The organism is Chelativorans salis, assembly GCF_025336525.1.
GTDB lineage: Bacteria > Pseudomonadota > Alphaproteobacteria > Rhizobiales > Rhizobiaceae > Chelativorans > Chelativorans salis.
Map to the genome: position 1 here is coordinate 46,270 of NZ_JAOCZP010000011.1, position 25,135 is coordinate 71,404.

A 25,135-nucleotide genomic window follows, 5' to 3' on the forward strand; every position below is an offset into this window, starting at 1 on the left:
ACAAGTTACGCCGCGCAGACGCGCGGATCGGGACGAAACCGGATTACGACACCAAGCCCGGGCTTCATGTCGTTGAGTTCGATCGCCGCGTCATGCAGGTCTGCCACCGCCTTTACGAGGCTGAGCCCGAGCCCGCTGCCAGGCGAGGTGCGGCTCTTTTCCAGCCGGTAGAGACGACGGAACACCTTCTCCCGCTCGGCCTCGGGAATGCCCGGACCGTCGTCCTCGAAACGCGCCACAAGGCCTTGCGGGTCATTCTGGAGTTTAACGGTTAGCGTTGTACCCGCAGGGCAGTGGCGGATCGCGTTCTCGATGAGGTTGGCAAACATCTGCGTGAGCAGCTCGCGGTCGCCCGAAAGCGGCGGGTACGCTCCGGCACGCCGGTCGAAAAACAGCGACTGACCAGCATCGTCCGCGACGTCGCGATAGACCTCGATGAGGAATTCCAGGATCGCGCCCAGGTCGACGGGACCGAACCGGGTCTTGCGGGAGCCCGCCTCGATCTGGGAGATGCGCAGAAGCGCCTCGAAGGTCTCGTTGATGCGGTCGGCCTCCACGGCGGCTTCCACAAGCGCCTCACCGACTGAGAGCCCGTGAGCCTCCCGGTCGAGCGCCTCTTCTATCGTCAGGCGTAGACGGTTGAGCGGTGTCTTCAGGTCGTGCGCGATATCTGCGCTGACCTGGCGCATGCCCTCCACAGTATGCTCGAGGCGAGCCAGCGCGTCGTTTATGTCGCGGGCGAGCGCATCGATGTCGTCGCCGTTTCCGAGCGACGGGATGCGAGCGGACAGTCGTCCACGGGAAACGGCATGCATGGTGTCGCCGACCGCGTTGAAGCGGCGACGGACCCTTGCGGCGAGCGCCGCGCCGCCGGACACAGCCAGAACGGCAACCAGCACCGTGGCCCAGGCGAAGCTGGAAGCGAGGATTTCCTGGATGCTGTCGTTCTCTTGCTGACTCGTGCCCACGACAACGCGGTTGCCATCAACCATCCCGGCATAGACACGGTAGGCGAGATCCGGTTCACGCCCAATGGCCCGCCCCTTGATGTCGCTCCATCCGTCGGGCACGTCAAAATCGCGAACATTGCCACCGAGGAAGCGGCGATCCGCCGACGTCACCTCAAAGATGCGGTCCATTCCGCGCGTCGCCCGCACGTTCATTTCCACCGCCTCCAGCATGTCTTGCAGATCGCTGTCGCCATAGGCGTCCGCGATAACGGAATAGGTCTCCCGGATCGTCTTATCCTGATATCTACGCAGTTCCCATTCCACTAGCTTGTGCACGGCAATGCCGGTGAGCGCGAAGGCGACCACCACCATCACCGCGAATGCGACGGCTAGCCGGAAGGGGGTACTGCGGACGAGGCTATCGCGGTGCATGCAGGGAATACCCGACATTGCGCACGGTATGGATGAGAGGAGTCGCGAAGGGCTTGTCGACCTTTGCCCGCAGGCGGCTGACATGGGTCTCGACGACACTCGTCCTGGGATCGAAGTGGAATTCCCAGACCCGCTCGAGCAGCATCGTGCGTGTTACGATACGACCCTCGTTGCGCATGAGAACTTCGAGCAGGGTGAACTCCCTGGGCTGCAGCTCTATGTCAGTTTCGCCGCGCCTGACCCGCCGCCGGACCAGATCCATCTTCAGGTCGGCCACTTGCAAGATCGTCTGTACGGAGACCGGCGGTGGCCGGCGCGCAAGCGCGTTCACGCGAGCCTGAAGTTCAGAAAAGGCGAAGGGCTTGACCAAATAGTCGTCGCCTCCGGCCTCAAGTCCCTCGACCCGATCGTCTATCCCGCCCACCGAGGTGAGGAAGAGGGCCGGAATCTTGCGCCCGGCCGCGCGAAGCGAGCGCACGAGCGACAGGCCGTCCAGCCCCGGCAGCATGCGGTCGATCACCAGAACGTCGTATGATTCGCGCATTGCCTGGAACAGGCCGTCCTCGCCGTCCGCCACGACGTCGCAGACGTGCCCGACCTCGGCGAAGCCGCGAGCTACCCTTTCGGCGGTCTTGGCATCATCTTCGATGTAGAGGATTCGCATCGTCGTCTGCCTTTACTATTGCATGGCAGGGAGGCGGCAGGAAGGCCGTCCTCCCCACCTGCCGGGTTCTTGTGCAACCTAGCCGTGAGCACCTTCCGCCCAGTGGCGCTTCGCCGCCGTTTCCTCTTCTCGGGACGGTCTGTCCGCTCGGCTGGCGGTCAGGTAGCCGATCAGAGCCACGATGATCACGAAGAAGACGGCGTTTATGCCGAAGTGGCTGAGACCGAGCCCGCCGTCGGCCGGAGGCTGCGAGAGCAGATCGCCGATCGAGGCGCCGAGCGGGCGCGTCAGGATGTAGGCGATCCAGAAGGCGAGCACCGCGTTGAGGCCCATGGCGTAGTAGGCGACCGTCGTCAGCGCGATCAGGCCGCCGAAGATGAGCGTGCCCTGCATGTAGCCGAGGCCGACACCCTCGGTCGCGAGGTCGCCGCCCGCCGTTCCGAGCGCGAAGGTGAACAGGATCGCTGCCCAGTAGAAAAGCTCGCGCCGTGTCGTGAAGATGGTGTGGATCGAGAGCGTGCGTTCGGCGGCGTACCAAGCCATGAAGGTCACCGCCAGCAGGACGCTGAACACCGCCGTCGAGGTCCAGAGCGGGACGCCGAAGGCATCGGTCAGATTGTCCGTGATTAGCGTGCCGACGATGCTGATGAGAATGACAGTCAGCCAGTAGAGCCACGGGACGTATTGGCGGCGCATAAGCTGGTATGCCAGGACGGCGACGAGCAACCCGCTCATAACCCAGGACGTGTTGGTGAGGCCGAAGCCGAGGTTGACGTTGAGGTAGTCGGCGGCCGTCTCGCCGACGGTCGTCGCCATGATTTTGATGATCCAGAAATAGAGCGTGATCTCCGGCACCTTGTTCAGCATGGGTGCTGCCGTCGGCTCCTGCGTGGTGATGTCCATCGGTCCCTCCTGAGGAAGCGGTTGTCTGCCGGACGGGCTTCCTGCCCGCGGCTTCCTGCCTCCTAGGAGGCGGAACTGTCGGCATCTTTGCCGAAACTTTACGGATCCGTATGAAATGCGGGCCTCGGCGTAGTCATCGCGTGTAGGTCGTTGCATTGCATAGGTTTCACCCACAACTTCGACTAATTCTAATCTTCGCTATCTTCGATACGCCATTCTCGTCGGTCGCCAGCTTTGAAAGATCGACGACACCGGGAACGGCAAGCCGCGTCCCTTTTCGGGAGATCGTCGCGATCAGCCTTTCAGATTCCACATGCGGCAGGCGGCTGATACGGTCGATTTTCACGTCGTCACCATAAGGACGATATTCAGCGCGACGACGATGACGACGGCGGTCCAGGCAAGCGCGTTGGTCATCCGTCGGTTCGCCAGATCGCCCATGAGGGTCGGGCGGCTCGTGAAGATCACGAGCGGTATGAGCGCAAAAGCGATGCCGAAGCTCAGGACAACCTGGCTCAAGACAAGCACCCGCGTGACGTCGAAGCCGGCCAGGATGACCATGAAGGAGGGAGCCATGGTGACCGCTCGGCGGACGAGGAGTGGAATCCGGAACCCCACGAAGCCTTGCATGACCTCCTGTCCGGCGAGCGTGCCCACCACCGTCGAGGCCAGCCCCGCAATTATGAGAGACAGGCCGAAGATGCGGGCGGCGAAGGGGCCGGCCAAGGGCTCCAGCGTCCGGTAGGCGGTCTCGATCCCCGCCAAGTCGGAATGAACGGGGTGGAAGACCGCCGCGGCCATGGCGAGCATGGCGAAATTGACGAAGCTTGCGATCGCCATGGCGATACCCACATCCCAGCGACTCCACCACCAGAGCTTTTTCCGCGAGGTGGTGGCGAAGGTCTGCGCGTCCGAGCGGCTGAGCGCGGAGTGGAGGTAGATGACATGCGGCATCACCGTGGCGCCGAGAATGCCGGCGGCGAGATAGAGGCTGTTCTCGCCGGAGAGCGTGGGGACGAGCGCGCCTTCGAGAAGGGCCTTGGGGGCAGGGTGGCTGAAGGCAAGCTCGAGAACGTAGATGAGGGCGACAGCGGCGAGCATCGAGCCGATGACCAGTTCCAGCGGCTTCAAGCCTCGCCGCTCGATCGAGAGAATCGCCCAGCTTGCGATCCCCGTAAGCACGGCGCCCTCAAAAAGCGTCAGGTCGAACAGCAGCTTGAAGCCGAGCGCGGCACCCACAAACTCCGCGAGATCCGTGGCGACGGCGAGGATCTCCGCTTGTATCCAATAGGCCCATCTGGCCCAGGGCGGCAGGTGCGCGCGCAGCACCTCCGCCAGGCTCGCCCCCGTGGCCAGGCCGAGCTTGGACGACAGGAGCTGGACGAGAACGGCGATCAGATTGGCCCAGACGACCACCCACAGAAGCATGTGGCCGTAGTGCGCACCGGCTTCAATGTTCGTGGCGTAGTTGCCGGGGTCGATGTAGCCGATGGCCGAGACGAAGGCCGCGCCAAAGAAGAGCGATCGCTTCGCCAGGCGCGGTCTCCGCCGCCCCGCCACCAGCTCCTTCGCCGCCACTGGGGAGGTGTCGGCGGGAGAGAGGCGGTCTTCCATGCTCATGCCACGGCCACCTTCGGACCGGGGCGCTGGGCCGCTTCGCCCGGCCGCGACCTGCCGGTGATCGGCGGAAAGTCGGCGGCGGTGATCGTTTCATCCTTGAGGAGCAGTTCGGCGCCCTCGTGGAGGTCGGCACGGCGCTCGGTGAGGATGGCTTCAGCCTGCTTGGACGCCTCCTCGACCAGCCTCATCACCGCCAGGTCGATTTCGCGCGCCGTGGCCTCCGCATAGTCCTTCGGCTGGCCCAGTCCATAGGTCTGGCCGAGAAGAGCCGGGCGGTCTTGCTCATAAACCACCTCGCCGGTTTCGTGGACCATGCCGAAGCGGGTGACCATGTGCCGCGCGATATCGGTCACCTTGGCGAGGTCGTCCGCCGCTCCGGTGGAGATCTCGCCGAAGACGAGGCGCTCGGCCACCCGGCCGCCCATGAGCACCGCCATGCGGTCCTTGAGATCGCGGGTCGTCTGCAGGAAGCGCTCTTCCGTCGGCCGCTGGATCGTGTAGCCGAGCGCGCCGACGCCGCGCGGGATGATCGATACCTTGTGAACCGGGTCCATTCCGGGCAGCGATGCGGCCACGAGCGCATGGCCCATCTCGTGATGCGCCACCACCCGGCGTTCATGCGGATTGAGCAGGCGGCTCTTCTTCTCCAGTCCGGCGACGATGCGCTCGATGGCGTTGGTGAAGTCGGCCATCGTCACCTCCAATGCGCCGCGCCGAGTGGCGAGAAGTGCTGCCTCGTTCACCAGATTGGCGAGGTCAGCGCCGGTGAAGCCGGTCGTGAGGGCTGCGACCTGATCGAGCTCGATGTCGGCGGCGAGCCGGAGGATCTTGCGGATATGGACCTGGAGGATGGCCAGCCTCCCCGGCTTGTCCGGCCGGTCCACCAGTACCTGGCGGTCGAAGCGGCCGGCGCGCAGGAGGGCCTGGTCGAGCACCTCCGGGCGGTTGGTGGCGCCCAGGAGTACGATGCCCTCGGAGGGGTCGAAGCCGTCGAGTTCGGTCAGGAGCTGATTGAGGGTCTGCTCCTTTTCATCGAAGCCACCGGGCATGCCGCCCGGTGCGCGGGCGCGGCCCAGCGCGTCAAGCTCGTCAATGAAGATGATGCAGGGCTTGGCCTTGCGTGCCTGCTCGAAGAGGTCGCGCACGCGCGCCGCACCCACGCCGACGAACATCTCCACGAACTCCGAGCCGGAGATGGAGAAGAAGGGCACGCCCGCCTCGCCGGCCACCGCCCTGGCAAGCAGTGTCTTGCCTGTGCCGGGCGGGCCGACGAGCAGGATGCCCTTGGGCACGCGGGCGCCGAGCCGGCCGTAGCTTGCGGGATCGCGCAGGAAGGCGACGATCTCCTTGAGCTCGTCCTTGGCCTCCTCGACGCCGGCCACATCGGAAAAGGCGACCTTCGTGTCGCGCTCCACATAGACCTTGGCCTTCGACTTGCCGACCGTCATCAGCCCGCCGACCCCTTGCCTCGCAACCCGGCGGATGAAGAAGAGCCAGAGCGCGAAGAAGAAGCCGATGGGGATCACCCAGGACAGCAGGTCGCTGAGGAAGGTGTTCTTGGCCGTGCCGTCGAATTTCACGCCGTATTTGGTGAGTTCATCGGCGATGGCTGGATCAACCCGGTTGGTGGTGAAGTAGGTGCGGCCATCCTTCAGCGGTTTCTTGAACTGTCCCACGAGCTGCTGCTCGCCTACCTGGACCTCGGCGATCTTCCCGTCCTTCAAAGACTGCTCGAACTCGGAATAGGGAATCGGCTCGACGGTGCGCCAGGTCGCGTACCACCCCTGAAACAGGAACAGCAGGACAACTGCCGCGATGACGTACCAGAGATTGATCTGATGCTTCTTGTCCATCTTGTGTCTCTTCGTTGCGCATGCGCTCAATGCCTTGTAGCCAGCAAGTCCGATGCCACGGCACAACATCCTGTTTTGAAAGGGCTTTCCGGAAGCTCTCCATTGCGCAACCGGTGGATATCCACGCGCTGGGGCCGAAAAGCGGTGGATTTGAACCAAAGCCGGGACGCGCGCCTGCATCCTGAAGGTGCATGCCTTTGATGTGGCGGCGTTTTCGCCGTTGGCGCGCCGATTGCTCCTTTCGCTTCGCATCCCGTTCCCGTGACGGCCGCCGGGGTTCACCGCGACAATCCCGCGATCCGGAGGAACGGGCGTGAAGACATTGGTCGCAATTGAGGAGAAACATGCGATGCGACGAGAAATCCGGAAGATGACGGTGGCGCCTACACCAACGGCGACCGTTCTGGCTGCCCTGATGGTCACCACGGCAATAACGGCGCCGGCAGCAGCCGCGCAGTCTGGGACAAAAGCGGCGGAGATCAGCGCACTTCCCGCCGAGCCGGGGAGCAAGGTGCCCTTTCGTCGGCTGCTGCCAAGGCGCTGCGGCTCGGCCAAGCGGAAAGCTACGATAAAGGAAGAAGCTTCTTCCGAGCGGCGTAGGTTGTACTCTGCAATGTGATTACTTCCTGGCCAAATCGCACTGCCGGACAGGGGCCGAAGAACGAACCCGCTGCGCGGGAGGGCGCCTGCGGTTGAGGTAGGGGGCACAGGCCTTGACCGACACGTCGAACGGGAGTGGCGAGAAGCGAGTGTTTGGCGAAACCGGGAATGGAAGCGAGGACTCCGGTTCCAAGGCGTTTGCGAGAACCAGACGAGCGCTCGGCGAACTCGGCCAGGCGCTTGTCAAAGTTGCCCGATCCCTGAATGATGATCTGGCAGCAGTCTGCGTTCCCGCCGCGAGAACATGTTACGAAGCCATTTGGAAGGGGCTACGGAGGCTGCGCAGTGCTGACCTGTCGAGCATCCGAATCGGCCTGGCTGCACTGGGGCGGCGTTCAGCGGTTACCTTGTCCAGTGTGGGCCGCACGACTCGCTCGGCATTCGAGCAGTTGCGCCAAACCCGGTACCAAGGCAAGCCGCTCGTGATGCTGGGTGCAGCGGCCGGTGCGGCGAGCTTGGTTTTTCTGTTCATGTTCTTTGCTTGGACACTAAGAGATGCCTTGGGAGGAAATCGCCGACGGATCGCTGAAGCCCGTGGTCGTGCTCGAAACGGCAGACGGCAAACCGTTGGTTCGTCAGGGACCCATACAGGGCCCCTATGCAGCCCGCCAGGATTTCCCGGATGAATTGATCGATGCGGTTTTGACCATAGAGGATCGTCGCTTCTATGAGCATTCCGGCATCGATTTGAGGGGAATATTTCGCGCGCTGTACAAGAATGTCGAGGCCGGCGAGGTCGTCCAGGGCGGCAGCACGATCACGCAGCAACTGATCAAGATCATGTACCTGGAGCGGGACCGTACCTGGAAACGTAAAATCCAGGAGGCAGTCATCGCATTCTGGCTGGAGCATAAGCTCGGCAAGGATGAGATTCTCACGCGGTATCTGAACAACATCTATCTGGGCGCGGGTGCGACCGGGATGCCTGCTGCGGCGCGCATCTATTTCGACAAGGAGGTCCAGGAGCTCGAGCTCGGTGAAGCCGCAATGCTCGCCGGCATCATCCGTGCGCCGTCTCAGCTCAATCCGTTCAACCATCCGCAAGGCGCGCGCCAGCAGGCAAAGCTTGTGCTCGATATGATGGCCAGGGCTGGTAAGATCACGGTGGCCCAGGCCGAGGCGGCGAATGACGCATTTGCCGAATTCAGTCCGACGAAGCCTACAGCAAGGTCGGGCAGCTGGTTTTCGGATTGGGTCATGCAGGAAGCACGCGAGCTTGCCGGTCCCTATCGGGGCACAATTACCGTCAGGACCACGATGATCCCGCGCCTGCAGATTCTCGCGGAGAAGGTAGTCGCCGAAGCGCTCGACAAACATGGAGCGAACGCAGGTGCATCGCAAGCGGCCCTGGTGGCAATGACGCCGGAAGGGGCGATCGTCGCCATGGTTGGTGGCCGTGATTACGGGAAGAGCTCCTTCAACCGCGCAGCGTCGGCGATGCGCCAACCCGGCTCCGCATTCAAGCTGTTTGTCTACTACGCCGCGCTCAAAGCTGGGCTTACCCCGTTCGACAGTGTCGATGACGCTCCGATCGAGATCAACGGCTGGAGGCCGGAAAACTACGGTGGCGGCTATCGAGGCCGGGTCAGCATCGCTGAGGCGTTCGCGCGCTCGCTGAATGCGGCGACGGTGGCCCTGGCCATGGAAGTGGGGATCGACAATGTCGTTGCGGCGGCGCGAGAGCTCGGCATCGATGCCAAGCTGAACGAGATACCCAGCCTGGCTCTCGGCGCGTCGGAAGTAAATCTGCTCGATCTCAGGGCAACCTAGTGATTTTCTGAAACCGGCTTCAAGCGGCGCGAACTCGGCAAGTGTGTTAGAAATTTCACCGCGACCATGAAGGCAAACGCCGAACCGATTACCTCCTTGTTGCGGTGCGCGGGAACAACGGCATGAAGCGCGGATTCTTAAGGCGACGCTTAAGCCGACATTCAGATGACATAAATAGCGGCCTTTAGGCAAAATAGGGCATGCTCCTCCGGAGGCTCGAGGGTCGCGCTGCTTTCCCGAGGAAGTTCCAATCATGATCAATGAACGAGAAGCTCAATTTTACGTCGAAGGGGTGTGGCAAGAGCGCGCGAACGCGACAAGCCTGCCTGTTGTTGATCCCGCCTCCGAACAGGTGATTGGGCGCGTTGCCGCGGGAGACACCCATGACGTCAATCTCGCGGTTACGGCGGCTCGCAAGGCCTTCCCTGCCTTCTCTCAATCGTCCGTGACCGAACGGCTGGAGCTGCTCGGTAGGATGCATGCGCTCCTTAAGGAGAGAGCGGAGCTGTTCGCCGAAGCCCTCGTCACGGAGATGGGTGCGGCGATCAGCTTCGCACGTGCCACGCAGGTGCCTTTCGCTGCCGAGCACGTTCGCGTCCAGATGGAGGTCCTTCAGAAATACCAGTTCCTGACGATTGATGGCAGTACGGCAACGGCCAAGGAGCCAATCGGCGTTTGCGCCCTGATCACGCCGTGGAACTGGCCGCTCTACCAGATCACCGCCAAGGTTGCCCCGGCGATTGCCGCAGGCTGCACCATCGTCCTCAAACCCAGCGAGTTGTCCCCCTGCAGCGCCTTGCTCTTCGCCCAGCTGATGCACGACGCCGGCACCCCGCCGGGTGTCTTTAACCTGGTCAATGGCACCGGAGATGTGGTCGGCGCAGCTCTCGCCGGTCATCCGGAGGTTGATATGATCTCGATCACCGGATCGACCCGTGCAGGCGTGCTCGTCGCGCAGGCCGCGGCCCCGACGGTCAAGCGGGTCGTCCAGGAACTCGGCGGTAAGTCACCCAACATCCTCCTCGACGACGCCAATTTCGCCGAGGCGGTGCCCAAAGGGGTGCTGGCCGGCATGCGCAATGTCGGCCAGTCTTGCAGCGCCCCAACGCGTATGCTCGTACCCGCCCATCGCCTCGCCGAGGTCGAGGATCTGGCCGGTAGAACCGCGAATGCGATCCGCGTCGGCGATCCACGGGACCCGGAGACAGCCATGGGGCCCATCGCCAATGGGGCTCAGCATGAGCGGGTTCAGGCCATGATCCGCGCCGGAATCGACGAAGGCGCCAAGCTCGTGTGTGGCGGCCCGGGATGTCCGGAGGGCCTCGATCGAGGCTTCTTTATGCGGCCGACTATCTTTTCAGACGTCCGGCCGGATATGCGCATCGCTCGCGAGGAGATTTTCGGGCCCGTGTTGGCGGTCATGCCGTACCGGGATGAGGAAGAGGCGATCGCGATCGCCAACGACACCGTCTACGGACTGGGAGCCCATGTACAGTCTGCGGATCCGGAGCGGGCGCGGCGCGTTGCCTCGCGTATCCGCGCGGGGCAGGTGCATATCAACTATCCAGCGTGGGACGGCATGGCCGCTTTCGGCGGCTACAAGCGCTCGGGCAATGGCCGCGAGTATGGCGTGCACGGACTGGAAGAGTATCTCGAGACGAAGGCCATTGTCGGCTATTAGCGACGCCATCGCTCAAGTTCAGGCCTGCCAGGGCGGCGGCTTCAGCGACTGTCGCAGCATCGTCAGGAAGGCGGCAGTCCGTGCGCTTCGTCCGTGCCGGGAGCCAAGCATCGCGACGATGTCCGCGGTGGGCAGCGCCCAGTTGGGCAGCACCTGCCGCAACCGTCCCCGGGCGAGATCCTCCGCCACATCCCACTCGGAACGGATAATGATGCCCTGACCGGCAAGTGCCCACTCGCGGATGACCGCGCCATCATTGCTCGACATCACCGGATTTACGCGCACCGTCGCAGCTTCCTGTCGCAGCCCCTTGAAGCGCCACAGGGTTACGTCCTCGTCGTTCTCGCGAACGGCGAGACAGCGATGCTGAACAAGGTCACCAGGCGCTGATATGGGCGAAGCAGTGTCAAGGTAAGTCTGGCTTGCACATAGAATGCGCTGGTTAGGCGCCAATGTCGTGACGACCTGGTCCAGGTGCCCTGCCCCCCCGATGTGAACGACGACGTCGTAGCTTTCAATGAGCAGTGCCGCCGGATGGTCGGACAGTTGGAGGGTAACGGTCACACCGGCATGCTCGCACGCGAACGCCTCCACGACCGGTGCTATATGAGCACGACCGAAACCGTGGGGCGCCGCGACTCTGAGATGTCCGCGAACCATACCCCTGCGGTCAGCCAATGCTTCGGCAAGCGAATCCAGCGCATCGTTTACAACGGTGCTGTGAGAGGCGACCAAAGAGCCCTCTTCCGTAAGGCGCAGCCGCCGTCCGGACCGATCGATGAGCCGCACCCCGACTTTCTCCTCTAGCGCCCGAAGGCGCTGCGTGACCGCTGGGGGGGTGACGTTCAGTGTTCTTGCGCTCTCTGCGAGTGATTTTGAATCTGCCAGAACCGCAAAGAAGGCGAGGTCGTCGGACGTAAGCATTAATCCCTACCTGAAGCGAAACTTCACAAGGCATTAATTGCCATCTTCATGCTTTCACCGCAAGGTGCAAGCTTCGGATGGAGGATGAAGCTTTGGCTTTAGCAAAGACGAATGACCGAACTGCCCCGCTGACCGCTCCGACCAGCCTCGAGGGGCTGGAAACGCCGTGCCTAGTTCTGGACGCCGACCGAATGGATCGGAATATCGCCCGCCTCAGGAATCGACTCGACGGCTTGGGCGTATCCCTCAGGCCCCACCTCAAGACGGCCAAGTCGGTCGAAGTGGCACGCTGCGTGATGAATTCGCCGGAAGGCCCAGCAATGGTCTCCACGCTCAAGGAGGCTGAGCAGTTCGCGGCGGCAGGCGTCCGCGACATCATCTATGCGGTCGGCATCACGCCAGCGAAGCTCGCGCGCGTCGCGCAGTTGCTGGAAGGCGGCGTCGACCTCGCGGTCATTCTGGATACTGTCGAGCAGGCGCGAGCGGTCGCAGAGGTGTCGCGGCAGACGGGAGTTCGCATTCCTGCCCTGATCGAGATCGATTGCGACGGCCATCGTTCGGGTGTCCGCCCCACCAATCAGGTACAGCTTGTGGAGATCGGACAGGCGCTGGCGGCAGGTGCCGAGCTTCGCGGCGTTCTTACCCATGCCGGCGACAGCTATAGGGGAGGAGGCGCCGAAGCGCTGCAGCACTGCGCGGAGGTGGAGCGGCTCGCCGTTGTAGATGCAGCCCGCATCCTGCAGCATGCAGGCCTGCCCTGCCCCGTGGTCAGCGTGGGCTCGACACCCACGGCGCATCACGCAACGGATCTCATGGGTGTGACCGAGGTTCGCGCCGGCGTATTCGTCTTCTTCGATCTCGTGATGGCCGGGATCGGCGTCTGCCAGGTCGATGATATCGCGCTCAGCGTTCTGGCGACGGTCATCGGTCATCAGCGCGAGAAGGGCTGGATCGTTACCGACGGTGGATGGATGGCTCTGTCGCGGGACCGCGGCACGTCCAAGCAAACCGTCGATCAAGGATATGGGCTGGTGTGCGATGTCAATGGCACGCCCTATCCCGACATCATTGTTGCCGACGCGAACCAGGAACATGGCATCCTCGCCGCGCGCGCCGGATCGAACGCGCGACTACCCGATCTAGCGGTCGGAGATCGGGTGCGGCTCCTACCAAACCACGCCTGCGCGACAGCCGCACAGCACGGATCCTACAATGTGGTCCGGGGCAGCTCACACGTCGTCGAGGCACACTGGACCCGTTTCGGAGGTTGGTGATGTCCAAGATCATAACGGTTGAGACCAACGGAGCACCGCTCCCCGCAGGCCACTACGCGCAGGCGAAGCGAAGCAGGCAGCATGTTTATATTTCGGGTCAACTGCCAATCCGACCAAGCGGAGAAGGCCTTGCCGACGAGAGCTTCGAGAGCCAAGCAGCGCAGGCTCTCTACAACATGCTGGCGATTCTGAAAGCCGCCGGCGGAACCCCGGCCGATCTCGTTAAAGTCACCGCCTACATCGTCGACGTCGCCAATTGGCCACGCTTCAATCAGGTGTATGCGGCCAACCTAGGTGATGCTCGCCCGGCTCGCACCGTCGTTCCAGTGCCGGAACTCCACTATGGATACCTCGTCGAAGTCGACGCGATCGCCGTCATTCGGCACGATGCTTTCAAGGCCGAGGCAGTGAATGCTGGCGAAGAGATGTAGAGTCGGATCGAGGGAGAGTATTGGCAGGTTTGTGGAGGCGAAGTCACGACAATGTTCTCCGAGGAATGTCGTGGAATTGATCTCGGCGTCTTTGGCGCTGTGCTCGCAGGTGTCTCAATCGCCTGGGGCTATCGCCGCCCGGTCCTTGGCCCAGCCCAGTTTTCCTTATGAAGATTGATTTCCAGTGCTCGGTGACGCACCCTCAATACTCATCAACGAGCGGAGGAGATGCAGTTTCGACACATGCGGAAGCTGTTGCGGCAAGCGTGACCGTTGGCTTGACACCTTGCCCCCACAGGCTACTGCTTCCTTCGTGAAGAGGGATTCATGAAACTCGACCGGATCGACATTAACATCCTATCGGAGCTGCAGAAAAACGGCCGGATGACCAATGTCGAGCTGGCCGAGCGCGTGCACCTGTCGCCCAGCCCCTGCTTGACGCGGACCAAGAGACTGCAGGACGAAGGCTACATCGTTGGCTATTCCGCACATATCGATCTTGCGCGTCTCGGCGAAGCCTTGACGGTATTCACCGAAGTGACGCTCAAGAATCACCGTCAGGCCGATTTCGCGCGATTCCTGGCCGCCATCAGCAAGGTGGACAACATCGTCGAATGCCATCTGGTGTCGGGCGGCTATGACTATCTGCTCAAATTCGTCACCCGCGGCATCTCTGACTACCAGGAGGTCATGGAGCGCCTGACCGACATGGATATCGGCATAGACAAGTACTTCAGCTACGTGGTGCTGAAATCGCCCATCACCCGTTATCATCTACCGCTGACAAACCTCTTCGGCGAGTGAGCGCGGGGCGCACGACGTCCAAAACCTCTCTGACAAAAGTCATGCTGCCCTGCCGCTCCCGGGTTGGCCGGGGCAATGGGCTGCTTCCTCGAAAGTTCGTCAGGCTGCCGAAACGGCTTCCCTATCGTGCTCAAAGCTGTCGAGCCATCTAGGATCCAGCTTAGGAACCGATGAAAACAACAAGCGCGTATAGGGGTGCTGTCCACCTGAATCCATTTTCGCGGGGGTGAGCTGTTCGACCTTCTCGCCGCAGTACATGACGGCCGCTTCGTCGCAGATTGCGCGAACGGTGGAAAGATCGTGGCTAATGAAGAGATAAGACAAGCCGAGCTCGCGCTGGAGTTCTTTCAGCAGGTCGATTACGGCGGCGGCTACGACCGTATCGAGCGCGGAGGTCACCTCGTCGCAAAGGATAAGCTTCGGCTCCGCCGCAAGGGCTCTGGCGAGATTCACACGCTGTTTCTGCCCCCCGGACAACTCGGCGGGCCGCCGGTCGCGTAGCGCGCGCGGCAACTTCACCATGTCAAGCAGTTGATTGATGCGGACATCCTGTTCGGAACCTCTCAGCCCGTGAAAGAACTTCAGCGGTCGACCCAGAATGTCGCTGATAATGTGAGCCGGATTGAGTGCGGTGTCGGCGTATTGGAACACGATCTGAATGTCGCGCAGATCCTGCCGGCTACGCTTCCCGGCGGACGGAGCAAGCATCCGCCCTTCAAAGCTCACTTTGCCGGATGCCGGAGGCAAGAGCCCCGCCACAGCGCGCGCCAGGGTAGATTTTCCAGAGCCCGACTCCCCAATGATGCCCAGATTGCGCCCCTTCTCCAGTCGCAAGCTGACATTCTTTACTGCGGTGATCTGGGGCATTCCGTCCGCCTTGAGACCACCATAGCCGACCACGAGGTCCGAGACGTCGAGCAACGGGGTTTCGGCCGCGGGATTCGTCTCGATTGGCTCTCCCGCGCGCGGAGAGGGATGGAAGGCGGCCAAGAGTTCACGCGTATAAGGATGACGTGCGTGATGAAGGATCTGCCCCGTCGCACCTTCCTCCTGAACCGCGCCATCCTTGAGCACTATGATGCGGTCGGCAACCTGGGCAACCACGGCGAGATCGTGCGAGACATATACGCCTGCAATGCCACGCTCGCGCATGACGGCCTTGAATGCGCGCAGCACCTCGACCTGTGTCGTCACGTCGAGGGCAGTGGTGGGCTCGTCGAATATCACGAGCTTGGGATGCGTGATCAGCGCCATGGCAGCGGCAAGCCGTTGTAGTTGCCCGCCGGATACCTGGTGCGGGTAGCGAAATCCAATCGTCTCCGGTTCGGGCAGCGCCAAGGCACGGAACAGTTCGATTGCCCGCGCCTTGGCCGCTGCTTCCGACATCAGGTCGTGGATACGCGCGGTTTCCACCACCTGCGTGAGGATGCGGTGCGCTGGATTGAATGCGGCTGCCGCGCTTTGCGGGATGTAGGACACGACTGCGCCACGCATCCCTGCGCGGGCCCGTTCGCCCATACGCGCCACGTTCCTGCCGTCCAGCATCACCTCGCCGCCACTGATGCGACAGCCTGTGCGGGCGTAGCCCATCAGGCTGAGAGCGATGGTCGATTTGCCGGATCCGCTTTCACCGATGAGCGAGACGATCTCGCCCTCTTTGACCTCGAAGCTCACACCCTTGATGATCTCGATGCGGCGGCCCGCATCGCTCGTTGCTTCAACCTTCAGGTCACGAATACTGACAAGCTCGGTCATCTCACGCACTCCGATCCCGGATTTTTCTCGGCAGGTTGTCGATGGTGATGTTGACGGCAATCGTCAGGCTCGCGATGGCAAGCGACGGCAAAATCACCGCCGGCGCACCGAAGGGTAGCCCCCCGATATTCTCGCGCACCAGTGCGCCCCAATCGGCGAGCGGCGGCTGTACGCCCAGCCCCAGAAACGACAGGCTCGAAAGCAGGAGAACGATAAAGACGAACCTGAGACCGAAATCCGTCAGCACCGGCCCAAGAATGTTGGGCAGGATTTCCGCACGCGCCAGATAGAAGAAGCTTTCGCCGCGCAGCCGCGCCACGATGACATAGTCCATCGCGTTGATGTTGACCGCCAGCGAGCGCGCGAAGCGGTAGGAGCCGGGCGTGTAGATCAAGGCAAGAATGGCAATCAGCATCGGGATCGACGAGCCGCCGCCGGCCACTGCCACGAGCGCAAAAAGCTTGTTCGGAATCGAGCTCAGGGCATCGAAGAAGCGGCTCAGGAGCGAATCGAACTTGCCGCCGAGGAGGGCTGCGAGCATGCCGAGCCCGACGCCAGCCACCACCGCCAGCGTTACGGCGGCGAGCGATATCCCGATAGTGACACGGGCCCCCATGAGTATGCGGGAGAAGACATCTCGTCCCAGATAATCCGTCCCGAACCAGAATTGATCCGTGGCGGGGCCGAAGATATCGAAGTCGACGATCTCGCCGACAGAATAGGGCACCAGCAGCGGAGCAGCAATGGCGACCACAGCCCAGGCCAGAAGGACGACGAGGCCAATCAGGCTAGGTAACGGGACTCGGAATCCAAACATGGCTTAACCTCTCAGTTTCGGGTTCGCCATCAGAGCGACGATGTCGGCCAGCATCACCAGAATGAGGTAGCCGACGCAGAAGATCATCGCGCAGCTCTGGATGAGCGGCAGATCCCTGGTAGCGACCGCGTCTACCATCAGGCGAGCAATGCCGGGATAGTTGAAGATGGTCTCAACGATGATGACACCGCCGAGGAGGTAGGACAGCGAGAGCGCCATTGCGTTGACGATCGGACCAAGCGCATTCGGCAGAGCGTGACGCAATACCACACGCGCTGGGGACGCGCCCTTGAGCCGCGCCATCTCGGCGTAAGGGGAGTCGAGCGTTTCGATGACGCCAGCGCGGGTCATGCGGATCATCTGAGCCGAGACGACGAAGGTCAGCGAAATGACCGGCATAGCGTAGACCCGCATCATGTCGCCAATGCTGTCCACGTGATTGAGGTGGGAGAGGGCGGGCAACCAGCCGAGCCAGACGGAGAAGAAGAGCACTGCCAATGTGGCGGTCATGAATTCGGGAACCGAAATGACCGCCACAGTGAGAATGCTCACCGTCCTGTCGTATGGGGTGCCGCGCATCACCGCAGCGGTGATGCCGAGGAACAGCGACAGCGGTATGGCAATGGCTGCCGTGACGCCGGCAAGCCGCAGGGTGTTGGGCAGGCGGGAGGCTATCAGATCAGCAACTGGCAGATTGTTGACATAGGACTGGCCTAAGTCACCCTGCAACAGCCCCATCAACCAATGGACAAAGCGGACAGGTGCAGGATCGTCCAGATGCATGGCGGTCCGCAGCCCTGCTATGGCCTCAGGCGTCGCCGCCTGGCCAAGCAGGACTTCGACCACATCACCCGGCAGCAGCATCGTCGCACTGAAGACGACGATGGCGACAATGAAAAGCGTCGCCAGGCCGATTGCCAGGCGCCCCACCAGGAGCTGAAACAGAACCGTTCTCATGGAGGGCGCCCTTCAGTTGCTCAGGATCACGCCTCTAGCCAGACATGCTCGGAGAATGCATAGCCCATCAGGCCGCCTAGCGGGTTGGCTTCGAACCCCTTGAGTTTCGAGGTCATCGCGTCGATGGTGCCGCTCCGGGCGGGAATTGCCGTTCCGGCCTCGCCGGCGATCATCACCTGCATCTGATGGTAGATCTCCTTGCGGCGCTCAAGGTCGAGCAGACCGCGTGCCTCGAGCAGGAGCTTATCGAAAGCTTCCGAACGGTACTGGCTTTCGTTCCAGGGTGCGTCGGAGGCATAAAGGAGCGAGAAGTAGATATCCGGCGTCGGACGCGGATTGATGTTGCCGAAGTGAACCGGCGATTTCAGCCAGTAGTTCGACCAGTAGCCGTCCGACGGCACACGCTGGATTTCGAATTTCATCCCGATCTCAGCGCCCGCCTGCTGCAGAACCGTCGCCATTTCCACCGAAGCGTCGGCGGCGTCAGATGCGACGATCGGAATCGTCTGACCCAACAGGCCCGCCTTCTCGAACAGGAACCGAGCCTTTTCTGGATCGAAGGGTTTGGCGGGCAATTCATGATTGTAGTAGAAGCTGGCAGAGGGGATCGGCTGATCGTTGCCGATCTCGCCAACCCCGCGCAAGATCGAGTTGACGATGAGCTCGCGGTTGAGCAAGTGCTTGAGGCCCTCAGCGAAACCGGCCTTCATCCCAGGCTCTAGGTCGAGGCGCACATTGAGGTTGGTGTAGTTGCCAGCATTCGTCGTTACCAGCGCGATTGCCGGATTGTTCTCGACCAGGCGCAGGTATTGCGGCTTAACCGATGAAGCGAGATGAACGTCACCGGACAGGAGAGCGTTGACCCGCGCCGAGTTGTCGGCAATGCCGAAGTGTTCGAATGAATCGAGGTAAGGCTTGCCGTCCTTAAAGTAGTTCGGATTCCTGACACCGATTGCGCGCACGCCGGGCTCGAAGCTCTCGCAGATGAACGGCCCGGTGCCGTTGCCCTTAGTGAAGTCCGTTGTCCCATCGGCCACAATCATGAAGTGATGCAAGGCCAGGATAGTCGGCAGGTCCGCGTTTGCCGTATCGAGCCCGACTTCGATCGTAAGGTCATCGACGGCGCGGATTGTCGTCATCTGCTTGGCAATGGAATTGACCTTGGAGCCGACCGTCTCGTCCAGGTGCCGCTGCAGCGAATAGACCACGTCGGCGGAGGTCAGGGATTTGCTGTCGTGGAAGGTGACGCCGCTTTTGAGGCGTATGGTCCAGGTTTTGGCGTCGGCGCTATCGACGCTTTCCGCCAAATCCATCTGCGGAAGGCCGCCATTGTCGAGGACCGTGAGGCGGTTGTAGAAGGCGCAGGCACGGATATAGTCTGTCTGATTGGAGGCCTTGGCGGGATCGAGCGTGTCTGCGTTCGACGACGTGATGCCGGCAACGCGGATCGAACCGCCTCTAACCGGTGTTTGGGCGAAAGCCCGGCCGGCGTGTGTCAGCATGGCGCCAGCCGAGGTCATCGCGAGCCCGCCTGCTGTCAGCATGCGCAGAACATCGCGCCTGCCCATTCCTTTTTGCATGAGACCCGCCACCATGGCGCCGTCTCGATCCGACCAGTCACGTGTCGTCATTGTAATCCCCTTTGGTTTTGGTTGCGGCCTTGCTTGTTATTGTGTTCTTCAGTCTACGCTCCCGCGCCATGCGCGCACTCTAAAACGCATGCCCCGCACGGCAGAAAGTGGCGTATGGCAGTCTCAGACGGCATTTTGTGACTCCCCCCGCATCGCGGCACGGACGTCGCCATCTTCGAGCGTCAGATCGAGAACCCGGCGCGTCTTCTCAACGATGGCGTCGATCTCGGCTTCCGTGCAGCAAAGGGGCGGTGCGTAGCCGATACAGCCGTGGGCAAAGGCTCGGATAATGAGACCACAGTCCCAGGCGCGTTCGAAGATGCGCCGGCCGGCTTCCGCAGCGGCCGGCAACGGCGTCTTCCTCTCCTTGTCGATAACAAGTTCCAGCGCCGCCAGCATGCCGCGGCCGCGCACGTCGCCCACGAGCGGATGATCGCTGAGACTTTGCAGACCTTCCATGAGCCGGGCACCCATGACGCGTCCGTTCGCCAAAAGCCCACCCTCTTCATAGAGCCGCAGAACCTCCAGCCCGACCGCAGCACTGACCGGATGGGCCGAATAGGTGAAGCCGTGGCCAACAGCAGACGACCCGGCACCATCAGCAATCGTGTTGTAGACATGTTCGGATAGGAACACCGCGCCCATAGGCGCATAACCCGAGGTTAGTCCCTTGGCGACGGTCAGGAGATCCGGAACAACATCATCTTCTGCGCAAGCGAATAGCGGCCCGGTGCGGCCGAAACCGGTGATGACCTCATCGGCGACAAACAGGATACCCAGTTCCAGGCATGTGTCGCGCATTGCCTTCATCCAGCCGCGGGGTGGAACAATAACGCCACCCGATCCCTGTATCGGTTCAGCATAGAAGGCAGCCACGCGGTCCGCGCCGATCTCGGCCACTTTTGCCCGCAGCGCTGCCACGGAAGCGGCGATGTTGGACGCATCGTCGGTGCCGGCAGAATTGCGATAGGGATAGGAGGACGGAATCTTATGCTGCCACGGGTAAGGCAGACCAAAACCCTGATGGAAGGCGGACAGGGCCGTCAGTCCCGCCCCCACGGTGGAGGAGCCGTGATATCCGTGCTCCAGCGAGATGAACTGGTCGCGCTGCGGTTCGCCTTTCGCGTGGTGATAGTAGCTGATGAACCTTACGCTGGAATCGACCGCATCCGATCCGCCCAGCGTGAAATAGACGTGGTTGAGATCGCCGGGCGCTCGTTCGGCCAGTTCCGCGGCAAGGCGGACAGCCGGCTCGCTCCCGAGCCCGAAATAGCCCGTCGCGTAGGGCAGTTCGCGCATTTGCCGGCTCGCCGCCTCGACGATGCTGTCATGGCCGTAGCCGGCGTTGACGCACCACAGGCCGGAGAAGCCATCCAGGAGATGCCGATCGGCGGTATCCGTCACCGTTGCTCCCTTGGCAGAGGTGAGCAATCGGACGCCCGCCTGTTCATGCCCGCGCCAAGAGGCGACGGGATGAATGAGATGGGCGCGGTCGAGCTCAACGAGCGAATTGCTCAGCATAATATCGTCTCCGATTCAGCCAAGGGCCTGGCTGGCCAGGGCGAAGGTGCGAACGCCGGCGGATTGCGATTTGTCTGTCGCGCCCCGAACCATGGCGATGGGGCCACCCACATGAGCGAGACCCAATCCTTCAAGCCATGACGAAAGGCCGGCGTGCTCAGGGATGTCGATGCGCACGAAGCGGCCCTGCTTGCCGGAGAGAATGAAGGCGATCAGGTCCCTCGCCTGGTCGACGTTCTCCGCCACGACCGGCCCGACGACTTCGCCCCTCCCGAATGGTCGCGTGGCCGCGAAAGCGACGATACTCTCACCGTTCTGGATCGCGGCAAACGGCCCCTCTTTCGCCAGCGCTTCGTAGAGCGCCGCGCGATTCGCGCCGAAGGCAGCACGATCAAGCGCGACGAGAGTCGGCAAAGCCTCCGGTCCCACCCATTTTACGTTCGCAGGCGCATCGATCTGTCCGGTAATGCCCTGGTGCTGACGGATCTTGTGGGTCGCGACAAAGCCCAGCTTCTCATAAAGCGGCAGCCCGTCTGCCGTGGCGGTCAGGCGGCACTCGCGATCCCCCGCAAGCTCGAGCGCAGCGGCGGTCAGCCGTCGCCCCAATCCGCGGCCGCGCATTCTTTCATCGACAATAATCAGATTGAGTGTTGCGCATGTTTCACCGAAGGGGGTCATGAACGCCGTGCCCACGACGCTATCGCCTTCGAGCGCGACCCGACCTTCACTCAGAGCCCATATCATGGCCCAGTCTTCCTTCCGGTGCGGCCAGGCGGCCTCACGTGAAAGGGCCACGGCTCCGTCGAGATGGTGCGCTTCAAAAGGCGCGAATGCGATGGCTTCAGTGTCCATGTTTCTTCTCCTTGCCATTGCCCTCACGCTAGAAGGAGCGGAGTGAAAGGTCGTGCCGATTTCGCCCTGAGCGGATGAGCCTTCTACCGAATGACTGCGCATTGCAGCACATTCTGCCCCAGGCCCGCCGCTATGCTCGATGGAGGAAGATCATCTATAAGGAACATGACCATGAACCGCTTCCGGCCGAAATACGTCACCTTCGACTGCTATGGCACGCTGATCCACTTCGCGATGGCGGAGGCCTCCAGGGATCTTTATGCGCAGATTCTGGATGCGCCGCGCATGGACAAATTCATCAGGAATTTCTCGGCATACCGCCTCGACGAAGTGACTCATGAGTGGAAGCCGTATGCAGAAGTCGTCCACAATGCGCTGGAGCGTACCTGCCGGCGCAACAACCTGCCGTTCCGGGCAGAGGATGCGGAAATGATCTACGACCGCATCCCAGGCTGGGGTCCGCATGCGGACGTGCCCGAGGGACTGGCCAAGGTAGCCAAGGAAATTCCCCTGGTTATTCTCTCGAATGCGATGGACGCCCAGATTCCGTCAAACGTGGAAACGCTGGGCGCGCCGTTCCATGCCGTGTACACCGCCCAACAGGCACGTGCGTACAAACCGCATTTCAGGGCGTTCGAGTATATGTTCGACATGCTCGGATGCGGCCCTGAGGACGTTACCCACGTCTCCTCGTCTTTCCGGTATGATCTGATGTCTGCCTACGATCTGGGGATCAAAAGCAAGGTTTGGGTCAATCGCCATCACGAGCCCGCCAATCCCTACTACGAATATACGGAAATCGCGGATATCTCGGGACTGCCCGGGGTTTTCGGTCTTTGAAGGGCTGAGTGATGCGCTTCGTATCCTACTGGCAAGACACCGCGCCACCGTTCTCCGGCGCGCGCGAAGGCCCCGTCGAGGGGCACTTCGACATCGTTGTGATCGGCGGCGGCTTTACGGGGCTCGCCGCCGCCCGGCAACTGGCCCGGGGCGGCGCCCGCGTCGCCGTTCTGGAAGCCGACCGCGTCGGCTGCGGGGCGTCGGGCCGTAATGGCGGGCATGTCAACAACGGGCTGGCCCACAGTTTTTTAGCGACGAAGGCCCGGTTCGGCACCGAGAAGGCCGTTGCGCTCTATCACGCCTTCGACGACGCGGTCGACACCGTGGAAGGCATCGTCCGCGACGAGAAGATCGATTGCGCGTTCCGCCGCGGCGGCAAGCTGAAGCTGGCATCCAAGCCGAAGCATTTCGACGCTCTTGCGCGCAACTTCGAAGCCCTTCACAAGGAGGCCGATCCCGACACGGCGCTTCTCGGCCGGACCGAGCTTGCAGATGAAATCGGCTCGGATGGCTTTTACGGTGCCATGCTCTCGCGGAAAGCGGGGATGATGCACATGGGCCGCTTTGTGAATGGCCTAGCAGAGGCCGCAAAGAAAGCCGGCGCGGTGATCTTCGAGGACGCCGCCGTCACAGCTCGGTCCCGCGAAGCGGGCCGTCACAAGCTGACGACGGCGCGCGGCAGCGTATTGGCGGACAACGTCCTCGTTGCCACCGGTGCCTACACCTCCGGGCCGTTCCCGGAACTGCGCCGCCGCATCGTGCCCGTCGGCGCCTTCATCATCGCCACGCGGCCGCTGACGGATGCGGAGATCGCCGCAACCGTGCCCCGCGACCGCACCTATGTGAACTCGAACAACTTCGTCAATTATTTCCGCCTAGCGCCCGACAGGCGCCTGATCTTCGGCGGCCGCGCACGGTTCTCGGCACGCGTAGATCAACGCTCAGATTCGAAAAGCGGCGCCATATTGCGGGCAAACCTTGCAGGCATTTTCCCCCATCTGGCCGATATCGGGATCGACTATTGCTGGGGCGGCTTGGTGGACATGACCAAGGACCGCTTTCCGCGCGCTGGTTTTATGGACGGTATGCACTTCGCCATGGGCTATTCCGGCCACGGCACACATATGTCGGTGCATATGGGCACGGTCATGGCAGACATCATTCTGGGGCGAGACGACCGGAATCCTTTCCGGGATATGCCCTGGCCGGCGCTGCCGCTTTATTCGGGCACGCCGTGGTTCATGCCTGCCATGGGGCTGTGGTACCGCTTTCTGGACCTTATCCGCTGAGAGCCGATTACGCCGGGCTGCAACAAGCAGCCCGGCGCGCGCGGCTCAGTTCAGGCCGCCGATATGGAAGCTCTTCGTCTCGAGATATTCGTCAATGCCGGCCTGGCCGCCCTCACGGCCGAGGCCGGACTGCTTGACACCGCCGAAGGGGGCGACCTCGGTAGAGATGGTACCGGTGTTGAGGCCGACCATGCCGAACTCCAGCGCCTCACCCACCGCCCATGCACGCTTCAGGCTCTCCGTGTAGAAATAGGCAGCGAGACCGTAGGGCGTGGCATTGGCGATCGCGATCGCCTCCTCATCGTTCTTGAAGCGGAACAGGGGCGCAACCGGCCCGAAGGTCTCTTCGCTCGCCAGCAGCATGTCAGTGTTGGCATCGGCCAGCACGACGGGCGCAGTATATTGCGAGCCCAACGGCACGGCCGGGCGCGCACCGATAGGCCGAGCACCCTTGGCAAGCGCGTCGTCAATATGGCGCTCGATCTTCTCGATGGCCGCCCGGCTGATCATGGGACCGATTTGCACCCCCTCCTCCAGACCGGACCCTACCTTGAGAGCCGAAACACGCACGGCGAGCTTCTCCGCAAAGACATCATAGATCCCCTCCTGAACGAGGATGCGATTTGCGCAGACGCAGGTCTGACCGCCATTGCGGAACTTGGAGGCCATGACACCCTCGACCGCCATATCGAGATCGGCGTCGTCGAAGACAATAAAGGGTGCGTTGCCGCCGAGCTCAAGGCTCAACCGCTTGATGCTGTCCGACGCCTGCCGCATCAAAAGCGCCCCGACGCGGGTTGAGCCGGTGAAGGATATCTTCCGTACCGCCGAATTGCCCGTCAGCTCTTGTCCGATTTCGGCGGGCATGCCGGTGACGATGTTTACGACACCTGCCGGGATACCCGCACGTTCGGACAGCACGCCCACGGCGAGTGCCGAGTGTGGCGTGAATTCGGAAGGCTTGATCACGGTGGTGCATCCGGCCGCGATGGCTGGGGCGACCTTGCGAGTGATCATCGCCACCGGAAAGTTCCAGGGCGTGATGACGGCGGCGACGCCGACCGCTTCCTTGAGGACGATGATGCGGCGGTCGCGCTGAGGTGCGGAAATGGTCGTCCCACCAATCCGGCGGACTTCCTCGGCGAACCACTTTACGAAAGACGCGGCATAGACGATCTCCCCGCGCGCCTCGGCCAGCGGCTTGCCCTGTTCCAGGGTCATAATACGCGCGAGATCTTCCTGATGCTCGAGTATCAAATCATACCAGGTTTCCAGCAGCGCTGCGCGCTCTGCGTGGGTGGTGCGCCGAAAGTCCGCAAAGGCGCCCTCCGCAGCATCGATCGCCTCGCGAGTTTCCTCCCGACCGAGATCGGGAATGATGCCGAGCGTTTCGCCGGTCGCCGGGTCGGTGACGGTAACTGTCTTCCCCGATGCGGCCGTCCGCCATGCACCGCCAATCAGGGCTTCCTGACGGAACAGCCCGGGATCTCTCAATGCTTTCACTTGC

General features: G+C 62.2%; 21 protein-coding genes and 1 pseudogene. 8 read left to right on the forward strand and 14 right to left on the reverse strand.

The genetic code is table 11. The annotated features are described in order from the left end of the window. Positions 1–5: 5 nt before the first annotated feature. The 6 genes from N5A92_RS24050 to ftsH all read right to left on the reverse strand — a co-directional run bounded on the left by N5A92_RS24050 (position 6) and on the right by ftsH (position 6,422). Positions 6–1,382, reverse strand: coding sequence for a sensor histidine kinase (locus N5A92_RS24050; protein WP_260906898.1), 1,377 nt, complete (start codon positions 1,380–1,382; stop codon positions 6–8). Beyond that, entirely contained in the window at positions 1,369–2,046 is a 678-nt protein-coding gene (locus tag N5A92_RS24055; RefSeq protein WP_260906899.1) for a winged helix-turn-helix domain-containing protein, read from the reverse strand. The genes N5A92_RS24050 and N5A92_RS24055 overlap by 14 nt, the downstream gene beginning before the upstream one ends. Before the next feature lie 78 nt (positions 2,047–2,124). Then, positions 2,125–2,949, reverse strand: a complete 825-nt coding sequence (locus N5A92_RS24060) for a COG4705 family protein (RefSeq protein ID WP_260906900.1) — start codon at positions 2,947–2,949, stop codon at positions 2,125–2,127. A gap of 166 nt (positions 2,950–3,115) precedes the next feature. Further along, positions 3,116–3,295, reverse strand: coding sequence for a recombinase family protein (locus tag N5A92_RS24065; protein ID WP_260906902.1), 180 nt, complete (start codon positions 3,293–3,295; stop codon positions 3,116–3,118). Then, on the reverse strand, positions 3,292–4,569 hold the full coding sequence (locus N5A92_RS24070; protein ID WP_313958454.1) for an Nramp family divalent metal transporter: 1,278 nt from the start codon (positions 4,567–4,569) through the stop codon (positions 3,292–3,294). Before N5A92_RS24070 ends, N5A92_RS24065 begins: the two co-directional genes overlap by 4 nt. Further along, a complete protein-coding gene (ftsH, locus tag N5A92_RS24075; protein WP_260906904.1) occupies positions 4,566–6,422 on the reverse strand; it encodes an ATP-dependent zinc metalloprotease FtsH in 1,857 nt (618 codons plus the stop codon). The genes N5A92_RS24070 and ftsH overlap by 4 nt, the downstream gene beginning before the upstream one ends. 313 nt (positions 6,423–6,735) lie before the next feature. Here ftsH and N5A92_RS24080 point away from each other — a divergent pair, with 313 nt between their 5' ends. The 3 genes and pseudogenes from N5A92_RS24080 (at position 6,736) to N5A92_RS24090 (ending at position 10,533) form a co-directional block, all read left to right on the forward strand. Further along, on the forward strand, positions 6,736–7,041 hold the full coding sequence (locus N5A92_RS24080; RefSeq protein WP_260906906.1) for a hypothetical protein: 306 nt from the start codon (positions 6,736–6,738) through the stop codon (positions 7,039–7,041). 466 nt (positions 7,042–7,507) lie between these two features. After that, positions 7,508–8,840 (forward strand): annotated as a pseudogene (locus tag N5A92_RS24085) (transglycosylase domain-containing protein); the annotation flags it as partial. A gap of 265 nt (positions 8,841–9,105) precedes the next feature. Beyond that, a complete protein-coding gene (locus N5A92_RS24090; RefSeq protein ID WP_260906908.1) occupies positions 9,106–10,533 on the forward strand; it encodes an aldehyde dehydrogenase family protein in 1,428 nt (475 codons plus the stop codon). Positions 10,534–10,551: 18 nt separating this feature from the next. Here N5A92_RS24090 and N5A92_RS24095 read toward each other — a convergent pair whose 3' ends face one another. Continuing rightward, complete coding sequence (locus N5A92_RS24095; protein WP_260906910.1) at positions 10,552–11,457, reverse strand: LysR family transcriptional regulator; 906 nt, start codon at positions 11,455–11,457, stop codon at positions 10,552–10,554. 191 nt (positions 11,458–11,648) lie between these two features. Here N5A92_RS24095 and N5A92_RS24100 point away from each other — a divergent pair, with 191 nt between their 5' ends. The 3 genes from N5A92_RS24100 (at position 11,649) to N5A92_RS24110 (ending at position 13,966) form a co-directional block, all read left to right on the forward strand. Beyond that, entirely contained in the window at positions 11,649–12,731 is a 1,083-nt protein-coding gene (locus N5A92_RS24100) for an alanine racemase (protein WP_260906911.1), read from the forward strand. Then, positions 12,731–13,162, forward strand: a complete 432-nt coding sequence (locus N5A92_RS24105; RefSeq protein ID WP_260906912.1) for a RidA family protein — start codon at positions 12,731–12,733, stop codon at positions 13,160–13,162. Before N5A92_RS24100 ends, N5A92_RS24105 begins: the two co-directional genes overlap by 1 nt. Positions 13,163–13,489: 327 nt before the next feature. Then, on the forward strand, positions 13,490–13,966 hold the full coding sequence (locus N5A92_RS24110) for an Lrp/AsnC family transcriptional regulator (RefSeq protein ID WP_260906913.1): 477 nt from the start codon (positions 13,490–13,492) through the stop codon (positions 13,964–13,966). A gap of 99 nt (positions 13,967–14,065) precedes the next feature. Here N5A92_RS24110 and N5A92_RS24115 read toward each other — a convergent pair whose 3' ends face one another. The 6 genes from N5A92_RS24115 to N5A92_RS24140 form a co-directional block, all read right to left on the reverse strand. Continuing rightward, a complete protein-coding gene (locus tag N5A92_RS24115) occupies positions 14,066–15,721 on the reverse strand; it encodes an ABC transporter ATP-binding protein (protein WP_260906914.1) in 1,656 nt (551 codons plus the stop codon). 1 nt (position 15,722) lies between these two features. Next, a complete protein-coding gene (locus N5A92_RS24120; protein ID WP_260906915.1) occupies positions 15,723–16,538 on the reverse strand; it encodes an ABC transporter permease in 816 nt (271 codons plus the stop codon). Positions 16,539–16,541: 3 nt separating this feature from the next. Further along, positions 16,542–17,495, reverse strand: coding sequence for an ABC transporter permease (locus N5A92_RS24125; protein WP_260906916.1), 954 nt, complete (start codon positions 17,493–17,495; stop codon positions 16,542–16,544). Positions 17,496–17,521: 26 nt separating this feature from the next. Beyond that, positions 17,522–19,126 (reverse strand): ABC transporter substrate-binding protein, encoded by a 1,605-nt coding sequence (locus N5A92_RS24130; RefSeq protein ID WP_260906917.1) that lies wholly within the window; start codon positions 19,124–19,126, stop codon positions 17,522–17,524. Positions 19,127–19,249: 123 nt separating this feature from the next. Then, positions 19,250–20,647: an aspartate aminotransferase family protein gene (locus N5A92_RS24135; RefSeq protein ID WP_260906918.1), complete on the reverse strand. Its 1,398-nt coding sequence runs from the start codon at positions 20,645–20,647 to the stop codon at positions 19,250–19,252. A gap of 15 nt (positions 20,648–20,662) precedes the next feature. Further along, positions 20,663–21,499, reverse strand: coding sequence for a GNAT family N-acetyltransferase (locus tag N5A92_RS24140; RefSeq protein WP_260907042.1), 837 nt, complete (start codon positions 21,497–21,499; stop codon positions 20,663–20,665). Between the two features lie 171 nt (positions 21,500–21,670). Between N5A92_RS24140 and N5A92_RS24145 the strand changes: the two genes are divergently transcribed. Both N5A92_RS24145 and N5A92_RS24150 read left to right on the forward strand, forming a co-directional pair. Then, positions 21,671–22,339, forward strand: a complete 669-nt coding sequence (locus tag N5A92_RS24145) for a haloacid dehalogenase type II (protein ID WP_260906920.1) — start codon at positions 21,671–21,673, stop codon at positions 22,337–22,339. A gap of 11 nt (positions 22,340–22,350) precedes the next feature. Next, entirely contained in the window at positions 22,351–23,628 is a 1,278-nt protein-coding gene (locus N5A92_RS24150) for an NAD(P)/FAD-dependent oxidoreductase (RefSeq protein WP_260907044.1), read from the forward strand. Between the two features lie 45 nt (positions 23,629–23,673). On the opposite strand, the gene N5A92_RS24155 is transcribed toward N5A92_RS24150, so the two are convergent. After that, positions 23,674–25,131, reverse strand: coding sequence for an NAD-dependent succinate-semialdehyde dehydrogenase (locus N5A92_RS24155; protein ID WP_260906921.1), 1,458 nt, complete (start codon positions 25,129–25,131; stop codon positions 23,674–23,676). Between the last annotated feature and the right edge of the window lie 4 nt (positions 25,132–25,135).

Excerpts from the sequence above, each read along its gene's own strand:
- N5A92_RS24050 (WP_260906898.1), bottom strand. The coding sequence starts at position 1,382 with ATGCACCGCGATAGCCTCGTCCGCAGTACCCCCTTCCGGCTAGCCGTC.
- N5A92_RS24055 (WP_260906899.1), bottom strand. The coding sequence starts at position 2,046 with ATGCGAATCCTCTACATCGAAGATGATGCCAAGACCGCCGAAAGGGTA.
- N5A92_RS24060 (WP_260906900.1), bottom strand. The coding sequence starts at position 2,949 with ATGGACATCACCACGCAGGAGCCGACGGCAGCACCCATGCTGAACAAG.
- N5A92_RS24070 (WP_313958454.1), bottom strand. The coding sequence starts at position 4,569 with ATGAGCATGGAAGACCGCCTCTCTCCCGCCGACACCTCCCCAGTGGCG.
- ftsH (WP_260906904.1), bottom strand. The coding sequence starts at position 6,422 with ATGGACAAGAAGCATCAGATCAATCTCTGGTACGTCATCGCGGCAGTT.
- N5A92_RS24090 (WP_260906908.1), top strand. The coding sequence starts at position 9,106 with ATGATCAATGAACGAGAAGCTCAATTTTACGTCGAAGGGGTGTGGCAA.
- N5A92_RS24095 (WP_260906910.1), bottom strand. The coding sequence starts at position 11,457 with ATGCTTACGTCCGACGACCTCGCCTTCTTTGCGGTTCTGGCAGATTCA.
- N5A92_RS24100 (WP_260906911.1), top strand. The coding sequence starts at position 11,649 with ATGGATCGGAATATCGCCCGCCTCAGGAATCGACTCGACGGCTTGGGC.
- N5A92_RS24105 (WP_260906912.1), top strand. The coding sequence starts at position 12,731 with ATGTCCAAGATCATAACGGTTGAGACCAACGGAGCACCGCTCCCCGCA.
- N5A92_RS24110 (WP_260906913.1), top strand. The coding sequence starts at position 13,490 with ATGAAACTCGACCGGATCGACATTAACATCCTATCGGAGCTGCAGAAA.
- N5A92_RS24115 (WP_260906914.1), bottom strand. The coding sequence starts at position 15,721 with ATGACCGAGCTTGTCAGTATTCGTGACCTGAAGGTTGAAGCAACGAGC.
- N5A92_RS24120 (WP_260906915.1), bottom strand. The coding sequence starts at position 16,538 with ATGTTTGGATTCCGAGTCCCGTTACCTAGCCTGATTGGCCTCGTCGTC.
- N5A92_RS24125 (WP_260906916.1), bottom strand. The coding sequence starts at position 17,495 with ATGAGAACGGTTCTGTTTCAGCTCCTGGTGGGGCGCCTGGCAATCGGC.
- N5A92_RS24130 (WP_260906917.1), bottom strand. The coding sequence starts at position 19,126 with ATGACGACACGTGACTGGTCGGATCGAGACGGCGCCATGGTGGCGGGT.
- N5A92_RS24135 (WP_260906918.1), bottom strand. The coding sequence starts at position 20,647 with ATGCTGAGCAATTCGCTCGTTGAGCTCGACCGCGCCCATCTCATTCAT.
- N5A92_RS24140 (WP_260907042.1), bottom strand. The coding sequence starts at position 21,499 with ATGGACACTGAAGCCATCGCATTCGCGCCTTTTGAAGCGCACCATCTC.
- N5A92_RS24145 (WP_260906920.1), top strand. The coding sequence starts at position 21,671 with ATGAACCGCTTCCGGCCGAAATACGTCACCTTCGACTGCTATGGCACG.
- N5A92_RS24150 (WP_260907044.1), top strand. The coding sequence starts at position 22,351 with ATGCGCTTCGTATCCTACTGGCAAGACACCGCGCCACCGTTCTCCGGC.